This is a genomic window from Sagittula marina (assembly GCF_014196795.1).
Taxonomy (GTDB): Bacteria; Pseudomonadota; Alphaproteobacteria; order Rhodobacterales; family Rhodobacteraceae; genus Sagittula; species Sagittula marina.
Genome location: NZ_JACIEJ010000010.1, coordinates 152,857 through 170,910 on the forward strand (window position 1 = coordinate 152,857; position 18,054 = coordinate 170,910).

The 18,054-nt window shown below is 61.2% G+C and carries 19 protein-coding genes; 16 read left to right on the plus strand and 3 right to left on the minus strand.

Features of this window, described 5'->3' with window-relative positions; translation table 11 throughout:
* Positions 1 to 139: 139 nt before the first annotated feature.
* Entirely contained in the window at positions 140 to 1,378 is a 1,239-nt protein-coding gene (locus tag GGQ68_RS18485) for a lytic murein transglycosylase (RefSeq protein ID WP_343055992.1), read from the minus strand.
* A gap of 102 nt (positions 1,379 to 1,480) precedes the next feature.
* Positions 1,481 to 1,693 (minus strand): hypothetical protein, encoded by a 213-nt coding sequence (locus GGQ68_RS18490; protein ID WP_183968617.1) that lies wholly within the window; start codon positions 1,691 to 1,693, stop codon positions 1,481 to 1,483.
* A 208-nt stretch (positions 1,694 to 1,901) separates the two neighbouring features.
* Here GGQ68_RS18490 and GGQ68_RS18495 point away from each other — a divergent pair, with 208 nt between their 5' ends.
* From GGQ68_RS18495 to GGQ68_RS18570, 16 genes are all read left to right on the plus strand, one after another.
* On the plus strand, positions 1,902 to 3,425 hold the full coding sequence (locus tag GGQ68_RS18495) for an ATP-binding protein (protein ID WP_343055993.1): 1,524 nt from the start codon (positions 1,902 to 1,904) through the stop codon (positions 3,423 to 3,425).
* A gap of 9 nt (positions 3,426 to 3,434) precedes the next feature.
* The gene (locus GGQ68_RS18500; protein ID WP_183968621.1) at positions 3,435 to 4,118 is read left to right on the plus strand and encodes a response regulator transcription factor; all 684 of its coding nucleotides are present in this window, start codon (positions 3,435 to 3,437) and stop codon (positions 4,116 to 4,118) included.
* Between the two features lie 208 nt (positions 4,119 to 4,326).
* Positions 4,327 to 5,235 carry a hypothetical protein gene (locus tag GGQ68_RS18505; protein ID WP_343055994.1) on the plus strand — a complete coding sequence of 303 codons (909 nt, stop codon included), beginning with the start codon at positions 4,327 to 4,329 and terminating at the stop codon, positions 5,233 to 5,235.
* Between the two features lie 93 nt (positions 5,236 to 5,328).
* Positions 5,329 to 6,285, plus strand: a complete 957-nt coding sequence (locus tag GGQ68_RS18510) for an AAA family ATPase (protein WP_183968625.1) — start codon at positions 5,329 to 5,331, stop codon at positions 6,283 to 6,285.
* A complete protein-coding gene (locus tag GGQ68_RS18515) occupies positions 6,282 to 7,169 on the plus strand; it encodes a DUF58 domain-containing protein (protein WP_343055996.1) in 888 nt (295 codons plus the stop codon). Before GGQ68_RS18510 ends, GGQ68_RS18515 begins: the two co-directional genes overlap by 4 nt.
* Positions 7,166 to 7,531, plus strand: coding sequence for a hypothetical protein (locus tag GGQ68_RS18520; protein WP_183968627.1), 366 nt, complete (start codon positions 7,166 to 7,168; stop codon positions 7,529 to 7,531). The genes GGQ68_RS18515 and GGQ68_RS18520 overlap by 4 nt, the downstream gene beginning before the upstream one ends.
* Positions 7,524 to 8,483: a VWA domain-containing protein gene (locus tag GGQ68_RS18525; RefSeq protein WP_183968629.1), complete on the plus strand. Its 960-nt coding sequence runs from the start codon at positions 7,524 to 7,526 to the stop codon at positions 8,481 to 8,483. Before GGQ68_RS18520 ends, GGQ68_RS18525 begins: the two co-directional genes overlap by 8 nt.
* Positions 8,480 to 9,349, plus strand: a complete 870-nt coding sequence (locus tag GGQ68_RS18530; protein WP_246429426.1) for a vWA domain-containing protein — start codon at positions 8,480 to 8,482, stop codon at positions 9,347 to 9,349. The genes GGQ68_RS18525 and GGQ68_RS18530 overlap by 4 nt, the downstream gene beginning before the upstream one ends.
* Positions 9,346 to 10,014, plus strand: a complete 669-nt coding sequence (locus tag GGQ68_RS18535) for a hypothetical protein (protein ID WP_183968633.1) — start codon at positions 9,346 to 9,348, stop codon at positions 10,012 to 10,014. Before GGQ68_RS18530 ends, GGQ68_RS18535 begins: the two co-directional genes overlap by 4 nt.
* Positions 10,011 to 11,207 carry a BatD family protein gene (locus GGQ68_RS18540; protein ID WP_183968635.1) on the plus strand — a complete coding sequence of 399 codons (1,197 nt, stop codon included), beginning with the start codon at positions 10,011 to 10,013 and terminating at the stop codon, positions 11,205 to 11,207. The genes GGQ68_RS18535 and GGQ68_RS18540 overlap by 4 nt, the downstream gene beginning before the upstream one ends.
* Before the next feature lie 91 nt (positions 11,208 to 11,298).
* A complete protein-coding gene (gfa, locus tag GGQ68_RS18545; protein WP_183968637.1) occupies positions 11,299 to 11,922 on the plus strand; it encodes an S-(hydroxymethyl)glutathione synthase in 624 nt (207 codons plus the stop codon).
* 107 nt (positions 11,923 to 12,029) lie between these two features.
* Positions 12,030 to 12,755, plus strand: coding sequence for a response regulator (locus GGQ68_RS18550; RefSeq protein WP_183968639.1), 726 nt, complete (start codon positions 12,030 to 12,032; stop codon positions 12,753 to 12,755).
* 15 nt (positions 12,756 to 12,770) lie between these two features.
* Complete coding sequence (locus GGQ68_RS18555; protein ID WP_183968641.1) at positions 12,771 to 13,934, plus strand: FIST N-terminal domain-containing protein; 1,164 nt, start codon at positions 12,771 to 12,773, stop codon at positions 13,932 to 13,934.
* Positions 13,931 to 16,183, plus strand: coding sequence for a hybrid sensor histidine kinase/response regulator (locus GGQ68_RS18560; RefSeq protein WP_183968643.1), 2,253 nt, complete (start codon positions 13,931 to 13,933; stop codon positions 16,181 to 16,183). The genes GGQ68_RS18555 and GGQ68_RS18560 overlap by 4 nt, the downstream gene beginning before the upstream one ends.
* Positions 16,184 to 16,199: 16 nt before the next feature.
* Positions 16,200 to 16,868 (plus strand): hypothetical protein, encoded by a 669-nt coding sequence (locus GGQ68_RS18565; RefSeq protein WP_183968645.1) that lies wholly within the window; start codon positions 16,200 to 16,202, stop codon positions 16,866 to 16,868.
* Positions 16,865 to 17,206, plus strand: a complete 342-nt coding sequence (locus GGQ68_RS18570) for a hypothetical protein (protein ID WP_183968647.1) — start codon at positions 16,865 to 16,867, stop codon at positions 17,204 to 17,206. The genes GGQ68_RS18565 and GGQ68_RS18570 overlap by 4 nt, the downstream gene beginning before the upstream one ends.
* A 34-nt stretch (positions 17,207 to 17,240) precedes the next feature.
* On the opposite strand, the gene GGQ68_RS18575 is transcribed toward GGQ68_RS18570, so the two are convergent.
* Positions 17,241 to 18,044, minus strand: coding sequence for a quinoprotein dehydrogenase-associated SoxYZ-like carrier (locus GGQ68_RS18575; RefSeq protein WP_183968648.1), 804 nt, complete (start codon positions 18,042 to 18,044; stop codon positions 17,241 to 17,243).
* Positions 18,045 to 18,054: the final 10 nt, after the last annotated feature.

Consider the following 18,054-nt stretch of genomic DNA (forward strand, 5'->3'; position numbering starts at 1 on the left):
GATGCCAAGGTATCGTTTTAAGGAGCGCTATCGCAAGGGAATGCTTGTCCCGTTGGGGCGGCCGCGGAGGGCGATTGGGGACATGCTGTCCGCGCTTTCGTGGTCGGTTGGGAAATTATGCAGCTATTTGCAAAGCGTATCAGCGCAGCTGTGGCTTCATGGCCGCGTCTGGAAAACACGTCGCGCGCTGTCCGTTGGCCTCTTGCCAGCGTCCAATGGACCGTCGCGTCTTGAAGCCTGCCAATCCGTCTGCACCGCCAACGTCATGGCCCGCGGCCTCAAGTGTACGCTGCATCACGGCCACATCGGACCGGTACAGTCCCCCGACGGTGCCCCACTTCGCACTGAAATCACCCAAGCCATATTGGATACGGTCGCCCACGTGGCCGACAAACAGCGCGTAGAGGTCGCTCATATTGTAATCTTTCAAAACGTAGAAATTTGGCGTCACGATAAAGGCTGGACCATGCCGTCCAGCAGGCATCAGAAGATAGCCTTCGCCGCGTGATTCGTGTTCCGGGAAGGCTCTGCCATTTACTCGAGCAACACCCATCGCCGCCCAATCGGAAATCCGGCGACCTTGGTCCGGACCTTCGAGCGTGCACGACACGGCATCGGGCACTTTGACCTCAAAGCCCCAATCGCGATCGGTTTGCCATCCGTGTTGACGCAGATAGCGCGCGATGGAGGCGATAGTGTCTGCCTCGGACCGCCAGATGTCTGCGTGGCCGTCACCGTTGCCGTCGGCGGCATATTTCAGGAAGTTGCTCGGCATGAATTGAGGCTGTCCGAGCGCCCCGGCCCAACTGCTGCGCATGGCCTGTGACGGGGCATGGCCGGCCTCGGCGATCTGCAACAGGGCAATCAGCTCGTCGGTAAAATAAGATGCACGCGTGGACATGAACCCCTTGGTGCCCAAGACTTCGAACGCATTGTGTGGAATCTTGGCCGCGCCGTAAGCGCTTTCACGGCCCCAAATGCCCAGAATGATGCGTCCTGGCACGCCGTAGGTCTGCTCTGCCTCGGCCAAGGCCCCGGCATATGCGCGCATCATGCGACGGCCCTGCACTGTTGCACCATCCAGAGACCCACGATTGAAGTACTTGGCAGGACTTCCAAATTCCGCCTGCCGTTGACGTTTCGGCGTCTGCGCAGGGCTGCCCGGAGGCACCAGATCGGGCAGCTGCCAATTCAAATGCACTCCATTGAAGGCCTGATCGAATGTTTGCTGCGAGACGCCTTTACGCTGGGCTTCCGGCCAAACGGTGTTGCGCAACCATGCCTGAAACTGCTGTTCCACAGAGGACCGATCCTGTGCCGCAGCGGACAAGGGCAACAGTGCGAAAACAAGGATCACGAAAAGGGCGCGCAAGGTCACAAAGGGGCTCCGACATCTGTGGTGTTCGAAGCAGGGTAGTGTCTTGCGCCAGCATGTCATCCTTTTGCGGAGGGGATGAGCGGGGTTTTTCCGAAACGATGCTCAGGCTTCTCGTTCGGAGAGGTTCACCACTTTGCATTTCCAGCTTTGGATACGTTCGCCGGGGTGCTCGTTGACCCATTTGGCAAGCTGCGGCTGTGCGCCCATCATGCAGGCCATCGGGGTGACATCGGTGAACAGCAGGCTGCGTTGCATGCAATCAGCGGCTTGAGACTGAGTGCCGAATAAGCACGTGACAAATATAAGCTCGATCATGAGGGACCTCGTTAATACATCCTTTAGTCGCAGTTTAAGTCTGTCGAAATACCAATCAGCGTCGAGTTAATTTTGTGTGTGGCGCTTTGGGGGAAATCCATGCTGCGATGCAGAAACGAACGATTTTTGCAGATCTGCATGAGAAAGGGGCGATATGAAAAGGCCACGGAGAGGCTTTTCGTTACGGACAAGGCTGGCTGCCGGAGCTGTGGCGCTGACCTTTGGCACAGTGTTGACGGCGGTGACACTTCTGCTCGGAATGGCGCAGGTGGGATCACGGATCGAAGCTGCGTTGGCAGCGGAGGCGCGCATGGCCCGCTATGCCACGCTGTCGACGCAGGTGTCGACCTTTCTGGTGGTGGCGACCGAAGCGCTTCAGCGTGACTTGTCCGCAGAGGTTCGTGCCGACCGTCTGGCACCTGTGGTCGACAGCATCCAGCGCACTTTTGTGCGGTTGAACGACGATCTGGAAGCCGCCGTAACCGACGCACGGGCCGTGGGCATCGACCGACAGTCCCGCCACGCCACCCAGTCGCTGACACTGGCACGGATGCATGCCGCTTTGGACCAAAGTCTTCGCGGCCTGTCGCAAGACGGACGCGACGCAGCTCAATTGCGCCCTGTTGTGGACAACTTCGCCAACAGTTTTGATCCCTTGCTGAACGAGGCGATCAACGGCGAAGCCCTGTTCCGGCGCGAAACTCTGGTGGGCATCGAAAGCCTGCGGTTTCGGTTCACATGGGCTGCCGTATTCATGGCGTGTCTGTCGCTTGTCATGGCCGCCGCGTTTTATTTCGGACTTATTCATCCGCAGTTTCGGCGGCTGGACCTTCTGCGGGGCGCCGCGCGACAGATCGGGACGCAGGATTTTGCCGTGGCTCTGCCGGATACGCGCAAGGATGAAATCGGCGCGCTTTTCGATGAAACCAATCGTGCTGCGCAGGCCCTGGCCGCGCGGCAGGCAGACGTTCAGGCCGATTGGGACCGCCTGAACGAAATTATTTACGACCGAACGGTAGCACTGCGCAGTGCAAATGCGCGCCTGGAAGCCGTCGACGAAAGCCGCCGCCGTTTGTTTGCCGACATCAGCCACGAATTGCGCACGCCTCTGACGGTGATCTTGATGGAGGCGCAATTGGGTCGCCAGACCGCACCAGAGGCGAGCGAGGTCTTCGAGACGATCGAGACCCGCGCCGCACGGTTGAACCGCCGCATCGACGATCTTTTGCGTGTCGCGCGGTCTGACAGTGGCTCTTTGGCTTTGTCACTGGAGGAGACCTCCGTGTCAGCGTTGCTGGAGGAGGTCGGCGAGGAAGTGCGCGCCGAATGTGCCTCTGCTGGGATGGTGCTCGATCTTGCCCCCGGTCCGGGCGAGGTTCTTGCAGACCGCAACTGGCTGCGACAAGTGTTGGTCGGATTGGTGCGCAATGCCATTCGCCACGGGCGGACGGGCGGGCAGGTGCGACTGTCCTGCGATTTGGCTGCGGAAAACGTGGACCTGTCGGTGACAGACGCCGGGCCGGGTATCCCCTCCGACAAACAGGCCCGTATCTTCCAGCGCTTCGAACAAGCTGCGCCGAACCAGGCCGGATTTGGCCTTGGTCTGGCGTTGGCGAAATGGGTCATCGAGGAACATGGCGGCCAGATTGCCGTGGAAAGCCCGGTCGCCGCGCCTTTGTCTGACGCGCCGGGCACGCGAATCCGCCTTCGCCTCCCGCGCGTAGTGAGATAGAAGGGCGACATGAAGATGCGGCTTCTCATTGTTGACGACGATCCGGGTATTGCCGGGGCACTGGCGCGGGGCATGGCTTTGCAAGGCTATGTGACGGTCACGGAAAACCGTGCCGATCGGGCTCTGGACCGGCTGGTGAAGGAGCATCATGACGCCGCCATCGTCGATGTGATGCTGGGGGAAGACAGTGGGATCGAGGTGGTCCGCGCGGCCCGTGCCCGTGGCGTGACCCTGCCCATCCTGATGCTGTCGGCCCTGTCAGAGGTCGAACACCGCGCCGCAGGGTTGGAAGCCGGGGCTGACGATTATGTGATCAAACCGTTCGACTTTGCCGAACTGGTGGCGCGGCTGAAGGTGCAAACCCGTCGGGCCGAAACCCGTCGCCCGATTGCGCCCCAGTTCGATCTGCGCAAACGCACCGTCAGCCGAGGAGCAGCGGAAATCGCTCTGACCGAACGTGAGGCCGATCTGTTGAGACTGTTGCGCAAGGCCGCGCCGGAACCGATGGCTCGCAGCGAGATCTTTGACCGGCTTTGGGCGGCAGAAGGATCCGGAAGCGAGAATGTGGTCGATGTCTATATCGGCTATATTCGCAAGAAATTGGCGACGCAGGATTTGGGCTTCGGCATCAAGACGATCCGCAACCGCGGTTTTTGCCTAGATGGGGTCGCGCCCGTATTGGTGGGTGAATAGCGACCGCGAAGCCCCTCTCAGAAAATAAGAATTCCCTTTCGGTCCCGGTGCGATCAAATTGATGGAACACACTCTCGTTGATCGCGCAGGTGGCCGGATACCGGCAGTCTCCCCATGGCCGCCGACCACCTGCGCGCAACCATGATACGCGGCATGCTTTGGACGCGGGGCGCTTCTGCGCTAATCTTGAGCCATGCATGCGATATTTGTGGCCCTTTTTAGCTGTCTTGTTCTGTTGGCGGCGCCCGCGAAGGCAGGGGATCGCGCCATTTACCTCGACCTTGCGCGCAGCGGCTGGGGCTATCAACTGCGATCCACCATGTTGCGGCGGGATATGTCGATCCCGGTGCGAATTAATGGGCGTGATCTGTCCGGTGCGGCCCTGTGCGTCATCGGCGAGCGTCCCACCGCGCGAACTCAAGCCGTTCTGAACAGTTTCAGCGCGTTGACCCGGCGGGTCTTTGGGCGTCCGGTGCCTATGCGCTATGCTGGCGAAGAGGCAACCGGATGCGGCACGCGGCGCATCGTCGTGTTGCGATTGTACTCAGGGTATCCGCCAAATGGCGCGCTAAGCCGCGACATCGGCTGGATGAACGCGGCCTACGGGCTGGGATTGCCAAAGGGGCGCAGCTACGCCGCCGGATCACCGGGGCAGGCCCAGACCTTTTTCGGCAGGCGCGGGTCGGCAACGCATCTCCTCGTGCAACAGGCAGACGCGACTTTGAATGATCCGCTGTCAGAGGTGTTCTTTCGCTCCATCCTGATCGAGGAGTTGTTCCAGAGTTTTACGTTCGGCATGGATATCTTGATGTTGCAGCGTCCCCCGGTTTTCCAATCGAAGCTGCAAGAGGTGCCGCTGAACATTCACCGACTGCCCTGGGGGTCGGAGGCCTTTAAGGCGGCACTTGTCAGTACGAACCCTACGGGGCTTTGCGCCTTCGATGTTTTCATGATGCACGCGGTGGCCGAAGCGCCGGTAGAGCAGACCACCGAACCGGCGTTCCTGGCTTTTATCGACGAGGCATTCGACCGGCTTGACCTCATGGCGCAGGACACGCTGGCAGACCCAAATCTAAGCTTGCTTCTGGACCCGGACTGTCAAGCCTACCGTCCCTGAGCGCAGTTGCGACTTTCGGCTGAATAGGTGTCTACCGGGTCCTCGGACTAGGATCACCTCCGAGGACCGCCGTATCGGCGGGAGGGAGGAGACATGACCACGCACCCCGAGACCGCGCTTGGCGGGCTGCGGCAGCTTTGGGATCATCTGTCCCATGGGCTGGTGGGCCACGACGTTTTGATAGAGCGACTTCTGGTTGCCTTGCTGTCCGGTGGGCATCTGCTGGTAGAGGGACCTCCGGGATTGGCCAAAACGCGCGCGGTGAAATGGCTGGCGGCCTCGGTGGAGGGGAGCTTTGCCCGGATACAATGCACGCCGGATCTTATGCCGGCCGACCTGACAGGCACTCCGGTCTATCGACCACAATCGGGCGAGTTCGAGTTCGTGGCGGGCCCGGTGTTCCACAACCTTGTGCTGGTGGATGAGATCAACCGCGCTCCGCCCAAGGTGCAATCTGCGTTGCTGGAGGCGATGGCCGAACATCAAGTCACTGCCGGGCCGACGACGCATATGCTGCCGGATCCGTTTCTGGTCGTGGCGACGCAAAACCCGATTGAGCAGGACGGCACGTTTCCCTTGCCTGAGGCGCAGCTCGACCGGTTTCTTCTGTACGTGCGGCTCGCCTTGCCTGACGCGCAGACAGAGCGGAAGATCCTCGATCTGGTCGAATCCGAAGGGCAGACGCCGGCCTTGCAAGCGCCGCGCCTGTCGCTGGCCGATCTGAATGCCGCGCGCAAGCGGGCCATGGCCACGCATCTGGCGCCGGAACTGCGCGACTACATCGTGCGGCTGGTCATGGCGACCCGCGACCCGACGCGGGCATCAGAGGTGGACCACGCGGTATCACCGCGCGGCTCTCTGGCGCTGGCGTCTGCGGCGAAGGCGCGGGCGTTCTTGCGGGGCCGCGATCACGCGCTGCCCGAGGACGTGGAGGCGCTGGCCGCCGATGCACTGGCGCATCGCATGGTCCTGTCATGGCGAGCGGTGGCGGAAGGGCGTAGTGCGCGCGACCTCGTGGCAGATATCCTCGCGGAGGTTGACCCGTTGTGAGCGCCCCCGCGCAAACCACCCCCGGCGTCACGCTGACTGCCGATCCTTTGATAGCCTTGCGGCAGGTGGCCTTGCGTGTTCGGGGCCAGCCAGTGATGGCAGCGCTGCCGGGCGGTTTTGTCACGCGACGCAAAGGGCATGGGCAAGACATTGCAGATGTGCGCAGCTACCTGCCCGGCGATGATTTGCGTCACCTTGACCGCGGCAGCACAGCCCGCACAGGCGTTTTGCATGTGCGGCAGTTCATGGATGAACGTGACCGCGTGACCTTGCTTGTGGCTGATTTCAGGGCCCCGATGCTGTGGGGGCTAAAACGTGCCTTTCGCTCGGTCGCGGCGGCGGAGGCATTGGTGCTGCTTGGCTGGCAAGCGGTTGAAGAAGGCGGGCGTGTTGGCCTGCTGGCGCTTACGGGAGGCATGCCAGTGGCGGTGCGGCCTCGCGGGCGCGCCCGCGGTATGTTGGAGGTTATCGGAGGGCTGGTGACGGCACATGCGCAGGCGCTCAATGATCCGCACTCACTGCCGTTGGATGTCGCGCTGGACCCTGTTGGCCGCATCGCACCGCGAGGCGCGGAGGTGGTGATTGCCTCGGGGTTTGATGCGCCCGGTGCGCTGCATGATCGTTTTGCCGACCTGTCTCGCCGTCGATATCTGCATCTGTTGCGCTTGTCGGACGCAGAGGCCGGGGGACTGCCGCGCGGGCGCTATCCCATCCGTCTGGCGAATGGCCGAAGGTTGCGGGTGGCAGTCTCCGGCAAGGCCGCCCCACCGCCAGACATCTCGACCATCTCCGGCCACGCCGCCCTGCGCCTGGACGCGGCCTGGCCAATAGATCAACTGGCCCAGCGGTTGGCCGCAGCCTTTCCGACGGATCGCGTGCCATGAACGAACAACCCATCGCAGAGGCCACGTTGCAAGCAGGATTGCGCGACATTCGCCTTCCGGCGGAGGCTGTTGGCGGCGGATTGGCGGATATTGCCGCTGTTGTGACGATTGCGGGGGTATTGGCGTTGATCGTGGTGAGCCTCTGGCGACTGGCATCCCGGACGCGCTCCGAACGTCGGACAGGTTTGTCAGCGGCTATGGCGGAATTGCCTACGGAAGACACGGCACGCCGCACGGCTTTGTTGCATCTGTTAAAAGCACATGCGCCGGAGCGTTTCGCCAATTTGCGCCCAACACTATATCAAGCGAACGGCGCGCCAGACCTGCAAACGCTCGAAGCAGAGTTGCGGCGTCATGCCTGAGCTGGCCTTCCCCCTCGCGCTGCTGCTCTTGCCGCTGCCTTGGTTGGCCGCGCGCTTACTGCCGGCTGCGCAGAATGGGGGGGCTGCGCTGGAGGTGCCCGACAGCATCGCCGATGCGCTCCTGGCGGGCGACCACGCGCGGGGCAGCGCCGTGCATGATTTGCGTTGGTTGCGCTGGGGGATCTGGGTCCTGGCAGTCCTAGCGTTGTCGGGACCTCGTATGCTGGAGCCGGTTCCGGCGCTGAAGGTGTCAGGCCGGGATATGGCCGTTGTACTCGACCTTTCGGGATCCATGGTGCGGGAAGATTTTTATCTTGATGGACGCACCGTAACCCGACTAGAGGCCGTCACGCAGGTCGGGGCGGAGTTCGCACGTCGGCGCGCCGGGGACCGTGTGGCGTTGATCGTTTTTGGATCTGAAGCCTACTATGCCGCACCTTTTACATACGACGTCGAGGGGATCGCCCAGCAAATCGAAAAAGCGCAGATCGGCGTGTCCGGGCGGGCCACGAATATATCGGATGGGCTTGGGCTGGCGCTGAAACGAATGGCCAAATCTGAGGCGGCCAGCCGCGTGGTCATTCTGCTCTCGGACGGCAAAAACAATGCAGGCGCCACCAATCCGCGCGGTGTGGCGCAACTGGCCGCGCAGATGGGGGTCAGGGTTCATACCATCGCGCTTGGGCCAGAAGACCTTGAAACCGCTGGCGAAGATGCGCGCGGCGCGGTGGATGCTGCCACCTTGAGGGCCATGAGCGAGATCTCTGGCGGCGAGAGCTTTCGCGTGAAAACCACCGATGATCTGTTGGCCGTGACCGAGGCGCTCGATCAACTGGAAGCGACGGACAGTGACGGGCTGGCGGCTGAGGTCTGGCGGGCGCTCTGGCTTTGGCCTGCCGGGTTGGCCGCGCTTTTGCTGGCATGGCTGGGCTGGCGAGAGGCGCAGGCATGACCCTCTTGCGCCCCGAATGGCTGTTGGCGCTACCGCTTCTCGCGGGCCTTGCCTGGTGGCTGTCGCGGCAGGCCGGAGGTCTTGGCGGATGGGAGCGCGCCACCGACCCTGCGCTGCTGCGTGCGATGGCGGCGATGGGCCGGGTGTCCCACAGCGGACGGCGGCGGGGCGGAGCGATCTGGCTGGCGGCGGCGCTGATCCTGCTGGCGCTTGGTGGTCCGGCGGTGGAGAGGCGCGACACGGTTTCGTTTCGCAATCTGGATACGGCGATCTTTGTGCTGGAGGCCACCCCGGATGTGGTCGATGGGCCGATATGGCCGCAAGTGCAGGCACTGGGGCGTCAGGGGATTGCGGCGCTCGGCACACGGCCCGGCGGGTTGGTGATCTATGCAGGCGACGCCTATGTGGCCAGCGACGTCACAGGGGATTTGCAACAATTGGGGCAAACTCTGTCGCTGATTGGGCCCGAGACGGTGCCGGACGAGGGTCAGCGTGCCGACCTTGGTTTGGCTATGGCGCTGCGGATGCTGGAGCAGACCGAGACTCGCTACGGCGACGTGATCCTGCTTGCCCGCACCGTAGGGCCAGAGGCGGCGCGCATGGCGGACCGGTTCACGGCACGCGGAGCTCGGCTGTCCGTGGTGGCCTTGGGCGCACAAGATCTGTCGACGGTGGCGCAGGCGGGTGGAGGGCGCAGCTTTCTTCCGACCGAAGGCGCGCCGCTGGCTCGGTGGCTGTCAACGGATGGTCGTGCGGAACTGTTGGCTCAGGACTACCCGTTGCTGTATTGGCGCGACATGGGGCCGTGGATTTTGGCCATTGCCCTGCTGCCGCTTTTGACCCTGTTCAGGAGGCGCGCGGGATGAGGGTGCTTTTGATCGTAACCATCTGCGCGCTTGTCTTGACGCTTGTCCTTGGCGGCACCGCTCCCTTCGGGCGCGTTCTACTGGCTTTGGGGCAGCCTTCGTTCGCGGTGCCGATGTTTTCTGATCCACAGTGGCGCGGCGTCGCGTTGCATCGTGCGGAACGGTTCGAAGAGGCCGAGGCAAGCTTTGCCGAGGCGGGTGCCTTCTATAATCTTGGCACGGCGGCTGCGCGCGGCGGGCGGTATGCGAGAGCGTTGGAGGCCTACGACCTTGTGATTCACGGCGGCGACGTGGATGCCCGCGCAAATTTCGATTTGATCGCGGGATATTACGCTGGTCTGGGCATCGATCCGGAGGCGCTGGCCCTGCTGACTGAGCACAATGACGGAGCCACTGGCGAGGCCCCAATCGCCCAAGGGAATGCGCGCGGGGCGGGCAGTGGCGACGAGGTCACTAATACCAACACCATGCTGGGGTTGGCGGAACTGGACACTCTTGGCCAACAAGGCGTGCGTCGCATCTTTGACGAGCGGTTCATGCTGGCCGATGATCGCTGGCTGGAACAATTGTCCGACGTCCCGGGCGAATACCTCGCCGCACGGATCGCGCTGGAACGCAAAGGGCGCATCACCCTTGGTCTGTCACCGCCGGAGGTGTCACCATGAGATTTTTGATCTTGTTCCTTTTGGCATGTTTCGCGCCCATGGCCGTGCTCGCGCAAAGCCGCACTGTCGACCCGGCCGATCTGCAACTGTCAGTGACGGTCGAAGACACAGGCCAGACACCCTTTGCCCGCGAGCTGGTCATGCTGACCATTCGCGGGGTCTATCGCCGTCACATCACGCGCGAAACTCTGGAACAGCCAAAGTTGGAAGGGTTCAACTGGACGCAGCTTGGCCCCGACATCTGGCGCGAAGAACGGCTGCGCGGGCAGGCGGTGAAGGTGTTGGAACGGCGCATGGCGCTCTATCCGGAACGGGCGGGGACTCTGGAAATCGGGGCCTTTACCCATCACCTGACGCTGACCGACGAGGGTGACGACTGGTTCGAACACACGATCACCTCCAAGCCGATCAGCATCGAGGTTGCCCCGATGCCAGAGTTTGGGACGGGCGATTGGTGGTTCCCGGTAAAATCGCTGAAAGTGTCGGATCAATGGTCCAACACGCCGGATCAGCTGAGCCCGGGAGAGGGGGTGCTGCGTATCGTTCGCATCGAGGCCCTCGGCGTCACGCCAGAAATGATACCTCCCATGCCAGATCTGACCTCCCCCTCGGGTATGGTGTTCCCGCATCCCGAAAAGCGGCTGCTGGAATTGTCGCCGGAGGGGCCAGTGACCCATGCGTTTTGGCGCTGGACGATCCAGCCGACCAACGGCCGCTCTGCCGTCGTGGAGCCGATCCGTTTCACATATTTTGATACCCGGGAACGGGTGACGCGGGAGGTGGTGATCTCTGCTCAGAGGGTCGCTTACGACGCGGCAGAGCTGCCGCCCGTGCAACAGCCTGAAATGCCTGCCACATTGCCCGGCTGGCCCTTGGCATTGCTTGGGACAGTGGTGTTGGCCGTGCTGGCGATTTGGGGGATGCGCGGTCAGCAGCTGGACCGTCAACGGCTGTATCATCGAGTGCCTTTGGTTGACCCGCAGGCCTGGCGGCTGAGACGTGCGGCGTGGGCGGATAACTTGCCCGACACACGCCGCGCTGCACGCGCGCTGATCCGGCGCGACGGCATACTGGGCTGTGAGGGCCGCGTTCTCGACGGGTTGGATCGCGGCGTCTTTGCCGCGCGCCCCAGCCAGCAGGATTTACGCGCTTTTTGCCGAGCCTTTCTGAGCGCGCGTCGCCAAAGGGCTTAAGACCTACTGCTGTGTTGTCCGAGGCCCGGTGGCGGTGCACCTTGACGTTGAGGCACCCGATCCAACGGGGCACTCATTTGGGAGGAATGATATGGGACTGCTCGATAAATTCTTTGGCGGTGGTGCGGACCAAGCCGCGGCCAGCGCACCTCGCTACACGCATGTCAAAATTCACCCTCAGGTTGATAACGGTATCCCGCCGGTAAATCCGAGCTTTGCCGGTGGCACGTTAAGCTGCAAATGCTCCAGCAAGCCGGTCAAGGTCTCCGTCGGAGCGCAAACCGCCCATAATCACGTCTGTGGCTGCACGAAATGCTGGAAGCCCTCCGGCGCGACCTTCAGCCAGATTGCCGTTGTCGCCCGCGACCAGGTGGCCGTCACCGAAAACGGCGATAAACTTGACGTCGTCGATCCCAGTGCGGCGATTCAGCGCCATGCCTGCCGAGAGTGCGGCGTGCATATGTATGGCCGGATCGAGAACACGGGCCATCCGTTTCACGGACTTGATTTTGTTCACACGGAGCTGTCGGACAAATCAGGATGGGCCGCGCCGACCTTTGCTGCCTTTGTCTCGTCGATTATCGAATCGGGTGTCCCGCCGGAGCGTATGGACGAGATCCGTGGCCGTCTGACAGAGCTTGGCCTGACACCCTATGATTGTCTGTCGCCGCCTCTTATGGACGCGATTGCCACGCACGTCGCCAAAAGCAACTGAAACCTCTGCTTCGTTAAATCGGCATGCGTGAATTTGCGCCGGTGCTCCCTTGAAGCTGTTGCATTATGCCGCAGCTGCTTTAGCCTCCTGCCGAGGGAGGAACAGCTATGCAACACTTCAAGGTTGCAGCACGAGAGGACCGCGTGTCATCCGTGCTGATTGTCGACGACCATCCACTTTTTAGCGATGCACTGGAATCTGCGCTTGAGGGGGTTTTCACCGATTGCCGGTTCGAAAAGGCGAAGTCGCTGAAGGAAGCGTTGAAGGTGCTGGATTCTGGCTTCTTGCCCGATCTCGTCATGTTCGACCTGAAATTGCCGGACGTTCAGGGGATTTCTGGGTTCGTCGCGCTGCGCGCCCGCGTGCCGGAAATACCGGTTCTGGTGATTTCTTCTTTGACCTCACGAGCCTTGGTGCATGCCCTGATGGACGAAGGCGCCTCTGGCTTCGTGACCAAGGACACGCCTGTAGAGGATCTTCAGAAGGTGCTGACCCAAGTTGTGCGTGGCCGCAAACACGTGCCAGTGGAATTCCAGCAGAGCGAGCAGTATTGTGCCACTGAAGCCTCGACCGATGACATCAATCACAAGCTGGCAGCGCTGACGCCGCAGCAGAAGAAGGTCATCAAGCTGATCTGTGCGGGCAAGCCGAACAAGCAAATTGCTTATGAGCTGCAACTCGCCGAAGCCACGGTAAAGGCGCATATCACGGCGCTTCTGCGCCGTTTGGGTGTGAACAACCGAACCCAGGCCGCATTGATGGTAGAGCAAGCAAATGTGCGCACACCCGGCGTGCAAGACGAGCCCGAAGCTCATAATTTTCTCTGTCACTGATCCGACGCCATTGCCATGAGAGACGAGATTGAAAGCGGCCTGCCGCGTCATGTGGCAGTGTCCTGGTCCAATATGCCGGACCCGGAACACGCCGCGCGCGAGGCCGCGCAGGGCATCAAAACGCACGACACCTGTTTTGTCCTTGCCCTGATACCGCCGGGGCACGACACGGATGTCTTGGCACGGGTGTTCGCCGAGGTTCTGGACAGCGTTCCGGTGTTTGGCTGCACCACCGCCGGACAGATTACGCCAAATGGATATGAGGCCGACGCGCTCATGCTGATCGGTTTCGGGCGGGATCACTTCCGCTGTGCGTCGACTCTTGTTGCGCCGTTGAAACCGCTCTCGATTACCGGAATTTCCGACACCATGACGCGGGCCAACGCCAAGTTTCCGCGCACCGCAGGATGGAACCGTCTGGCGCTGGTGTTTGCAGATGGGCTGTCGAAACAAGAGGATCTTTTGGCCTCCGTGCTCGAAAGCGTTCTGGAGGATATCCCCGTCTTTGGCGGCTCTGCGGCGGATGGAATGGTGTTTGAGCGCACGCTGATACTTCACAACGGCAGGTTTCAGGATAACGCCGCGCTGGTTTTGCTGATCGAGACGGACCTCCATTTCGAAGGTCTGTCCTTTGACCACTTCCTGCCCGACGGAAACGAACTTGTTGTAACCGAGGCCAATACCGAGGAACGACTGGTCACTGAGATCAACGGCGCGCCCGCGGCAAAGGAATATGCAAGGCTCGTGGGCTGTGCGGTCGAGGATCTGACACCGCAGGTCTTTGCCGAGAACCCCATGTTGGTCTGCCACAAGCAAAACCACTATATTCGTGCAATTCACGGCCTCATTGATCAGAATACGCTGTCTTTTCTGGCGGCGATCGACGACGGGCTGGTCATGGTGTTGGGCCGGGGGAAGGGCGTGATCGAAACGCTGGAGACCGAGCTGGATCTGCTGGACGCCGCTGGTCAGCGCCCGGATTTCATCCTCGGCTTCGATTGCGTTCTGCGCAAGCTTGAGGTCGACCAAAAGCAATTGGGTGATCAGGTGTCGGATGTGTTCAGGCGGCGGCGTGTGCTCGGCTTTAACACCTATGGTGAACAGCACTGTGGGCTGCACATGAACCAGACATTCGTTGGCGTGGCCTTTTATGATCGCAAACGGAGTCGCATGTTTTGAACCTGATTGACCCGCTGGAACCGCCAGAGCTGCAACTGCTTCGACAGACCCGCATCATCGAGGCTCTGGTGCGTCGCGCCACACGCCAGAACGAGATCGGCCAAACCGCCTACAGCGCCTTTCAATCCGCAATCGAATTACAGTCCCAGGTCGCAGCAAAAACCCGCGATCTGGAACGAGCCGCCGATGAGCTCAAGAGCATCCGGTTCGAGGGAGAGCGCACGCGCAAAAGCCTCGATGAGGCGCTGGCTGTCATGGGCGAGGGCTTTGCGCTGTTCACCGACGGCCAGTTGGACATCTGTAACGACCTGTTCCAGCATCTCCTGCCCGATGTGGCGCAACAGGTGGTGCCGGGACTGACACTGCCAGAATATTACGATCTGATGGCGCAATCGCGGGTCGTCGTGTCCACCGACCGGCAAATCCGCGCCGGCGGAACAGAGGGCGTTCCTGCTGCCTCTTCTGTGATCGAGTTGACCGAAGACCGCTGGTATCAGTTGTCGATGCAGCGCACATCGCTCGACAATACGGTGCTGTTGCTGACCGACATCACCGCCATTGTGCGGCAGAACCGCTCCGAGAAAGAGCATCTGATCGACCGGCAAGCGGATTACCTGCAGGCGGTCTTTGACAATATGACGTCTGGCGTGTGCAGTTTTTCGGATACCGGCCAGTTGGTGATGCACAATCACCAGTTTCGGCAGCTGACGGGCCTGCCCATGACCGCGCTGCAAAAGGGTATGACCCTGACGCGATTGCTGAATTTGATGACGGTGCGCGGTTTCATTGCGGATTATACACTGCGCGAAGTGGACGACTGGCGCCATGAGCTGATCGAAAAAGGCAGGCTGCGCCGGCAGGTGCGGTCACGCGCGGATCAGGTGTTTGATCTGCAGGCCAACCATCTTCCCGATGGTGGGTTCCTGGTGGAACTCAAGGATGTGACCTTGGAACACCGCGCCACGGAGACGTTGGAAAAGCGCGTGTCAGAGCGGACCTCGGAACTCACTCAGGCGAATACCCAGCTGACAGAGCAATACGAAGAAAAAGCCCGCGTCGAAGAGGAGTTGCGCCTCGCGAAGGAACGTGCGGAGGCAGCGGTATCGTCCAAGACACGCTTCCTCGCCGCCGCGAGTCACGATTTGTTGCAGCCGATCAATGCCGCCAAACTTCTGATCGCTACGCTGCAAAGCCATTCCGCACAGAGTGATCTTGCGCCGATGGTCGGGCGGATCAAGGGAGCCTTCACCTCGATCGAGCAGTTGCTGCACGCGCTGTTGGATATTTCGAGGCTGGACAGCGCGGACAGCGATACGGTTAGCCCCTCGACGCTGAACCTTGGCGCAATCATGCAAAACGTGTTCGAGGATCAGACCGCCGTCGCCGAGGAGCGTGGCGTTTCGCTGCGTATGGTGCCTTGCAACGTCTATGTGCGCTCGGATTCGCTGTATCTTTTGCGCTCCATTCAGAACCTTGTGGTGAACGCGATCCAATACACCCCTCGCGGCGGGCAGGTTTTGCTGGGTTGCCGCCGCAAGGAGGGGCGGATCGTGCTTCAGGTCTGGGACACGGGCATCGGCATCGGGGCCGAGGATCAGTCTCGTATTTTCGAGGAATTCGCCCGCGCCGGAAATGTCCCCGCCGGGTCCGGTGTCGGCCTGGGGCTCAGTATCGTTGAGCGGACCTGTCGCCATTTGGGCCACCGCTTATGGATGTCATCCGAGGTCGGCGTCGGCTCTGTCTTTTGCATCGAATTGGACGAGGTGCACCCGGACACCATGCTTGAAATTCCGCCGACTTTGCCAGTCTCCAGCGCCTCGCTCGAAGGGTGCATCGCGCTGGTGGTGGAAAACGACGATGACGTGCTCTTTGCCACGACGCAGACATTGGAAACATGGGGGGCCAGCGTGCTCGCCGCAAAATCCACCGAAGAGGCGCTTGGACATATGCGTGACATGGGTATTCCACCGGACATCATGCTGGTGGATTACCAGCTGGACGGCTCTGATACAGGGCTGGCAACCATCGCCGCCGTGCGCGACGAAAGCGCCACGCACGTTCCCGCGATCATGATCACCGCCGACCGCCGGGAACGCCTGCTGCGCGCCGGGGCAGAGCAGGATTTCGCGGTCATGACCAAACCAGTACAGGTCTCGCGTCTGCGGCCCCTTATCGAATGGAAGCTGCGCGTCGGGACTGCGCCGAAAGTCGGCAATGACAGCATATGCGCTGTCGCTCATCTTGGGTAACAGGGAGGAACCGACCATGCGCAAGACACTGACGACCATCGCCATTCTACTGGCGATGACGGCGCCGCTTTCGGCAGAGACGCTGGACGGACAGCAGACCTATGACCTGCTGTTCAAAGAGGGCACCCTGACACCGGTGTCCAAGGATATGGCTCTGCGCTATCAACGCGAGGTCTCGAACAGCCTCAAACCCGACGCGGCAGAACGCGACACAGGCAGCATCGTGCTGTCGTTCGAGGAGAAGGCGGCAACGATGGCGCTGCTGCAGTTCCAACAGGATGGCAAAAAACGCGGGCTTGGCAGCTTTCCGGCCAGCGTTGGCAACCCGATGATCATGTATTTCTACGAAACCGTCGTGCGTGACATGGCGGAGGCCGCCGGTGGCAGTCCCTTCTATATCCGCAATAGGGTCAAGGAATCGCTTATTCGACCGACTGAGCCTGTCGTCGGAGAGGCGGAGGTAAACGGGGAAACCGTGTCGACACAGACCGTCCGCTTGTATCCCTTTGCCAATGATCCCAATCGCGCGCAGATGAAAGGTTTTGGCGATCTCGAACTGACCGTCACGATGTCCGAGGACGTGCCCGGCTGGTACCTAAGCCTCGAAGCGCTCGCACAGGGGGAAGGCGACACGCCGGTCTATCACTCGGAAATCGATTTCACCGCTTTGGAGGCGTCGGAATGAGGGCGCTTCTCCTCGCGGTTTTCTTGCCCTTCGCTGCAAACGCACAGGACACGGCGCAACGATTCAACGACTATCCAACGGCCGCCCGCGCGGATTATGTCTTTGCCTGCATGCAAACCAACGGTCGATCGCGTGAGATGTTGCAGAAATGCGCTTGTTCCATCGACGAAATCGCCGCCATATTGCCCTATGAGGGATACCTTCAGGCCGAAACAGTCCTGTCCATGCGCCGCACCGGAGGCGAGCGCATGGCCGTCTTCAACTCCGCTGTGGCCGCCGAGGATCTGGTGAAGGCGCTGCGGCGTGCGCAGGCCGAAGCCGAATTGGTCTGTTTCTGAGGTAGGTTGGCCCCCGCGGGGGCCGCCCGTGATCTCAGCCTTCTGCTGTCTTGGCCAGGACCTGTTCGAACGCATTTCCTTCGGTATCCGTTGCTTTCACGGTCAGGGCGGGCACGCCATTGTCCATGTAGCTGAAGCGAAACACAGGGTTTTCGGAAATCGAGATGCCGCCGTCCATTGTGAACAGCAGGTCATCTCCTTGCCAGACCTCCAGATGGTCGATGAAATGCGCGGGAATAAAAAGCTGTGTGATCTGATTGCGTTGCAAGCCGGAGTAGTTCGGGTGCCGCAACATGATCTGAGCTTCACGCCGTGCGGTGGACTGCTGCGTCGCATCGCCGAACATTCGCAACTTCATCTGGCCGAGACCTGCCAAAGCTTGATCCGGATCTCGCGAAGCCGGGGCGGAACATCCTCCGGACGCCTTCACAAAGCGCCCGGTCATATAGGTGGCCTCTGGCGTTTGGGTCAGGACACGCACGTTGGAATACTGGTTTACGCGAACTCTGAGTTCGAAATCGATAGGGCTCATGGCGGGGCCAAAGCTCAGTTCCGCCGCGACCGGGGCTGGGTTCTCATCAATCACGACGGTGGCGTGCGTGATAACCGCTGTGGGGTCCGTCTGGCGCAAAATCACGGGCACCGTTGCCGCATCATGGGCGCGATACGGCGCCTCGACCAACAGCGGACCTCCGTCTATGGGGACGGTCTCCCCAACCAAATCAAATCTCAGATCGTCCCAGGTGGGGCCGTCTGTCAGTGGGTTCTGGATGCCCTCGGCCCAAACAGGCATCGCCAGCAGTGCCAGGATCGCTGCCGTTCTAAAAGCATATGCCATGCCTTACTCC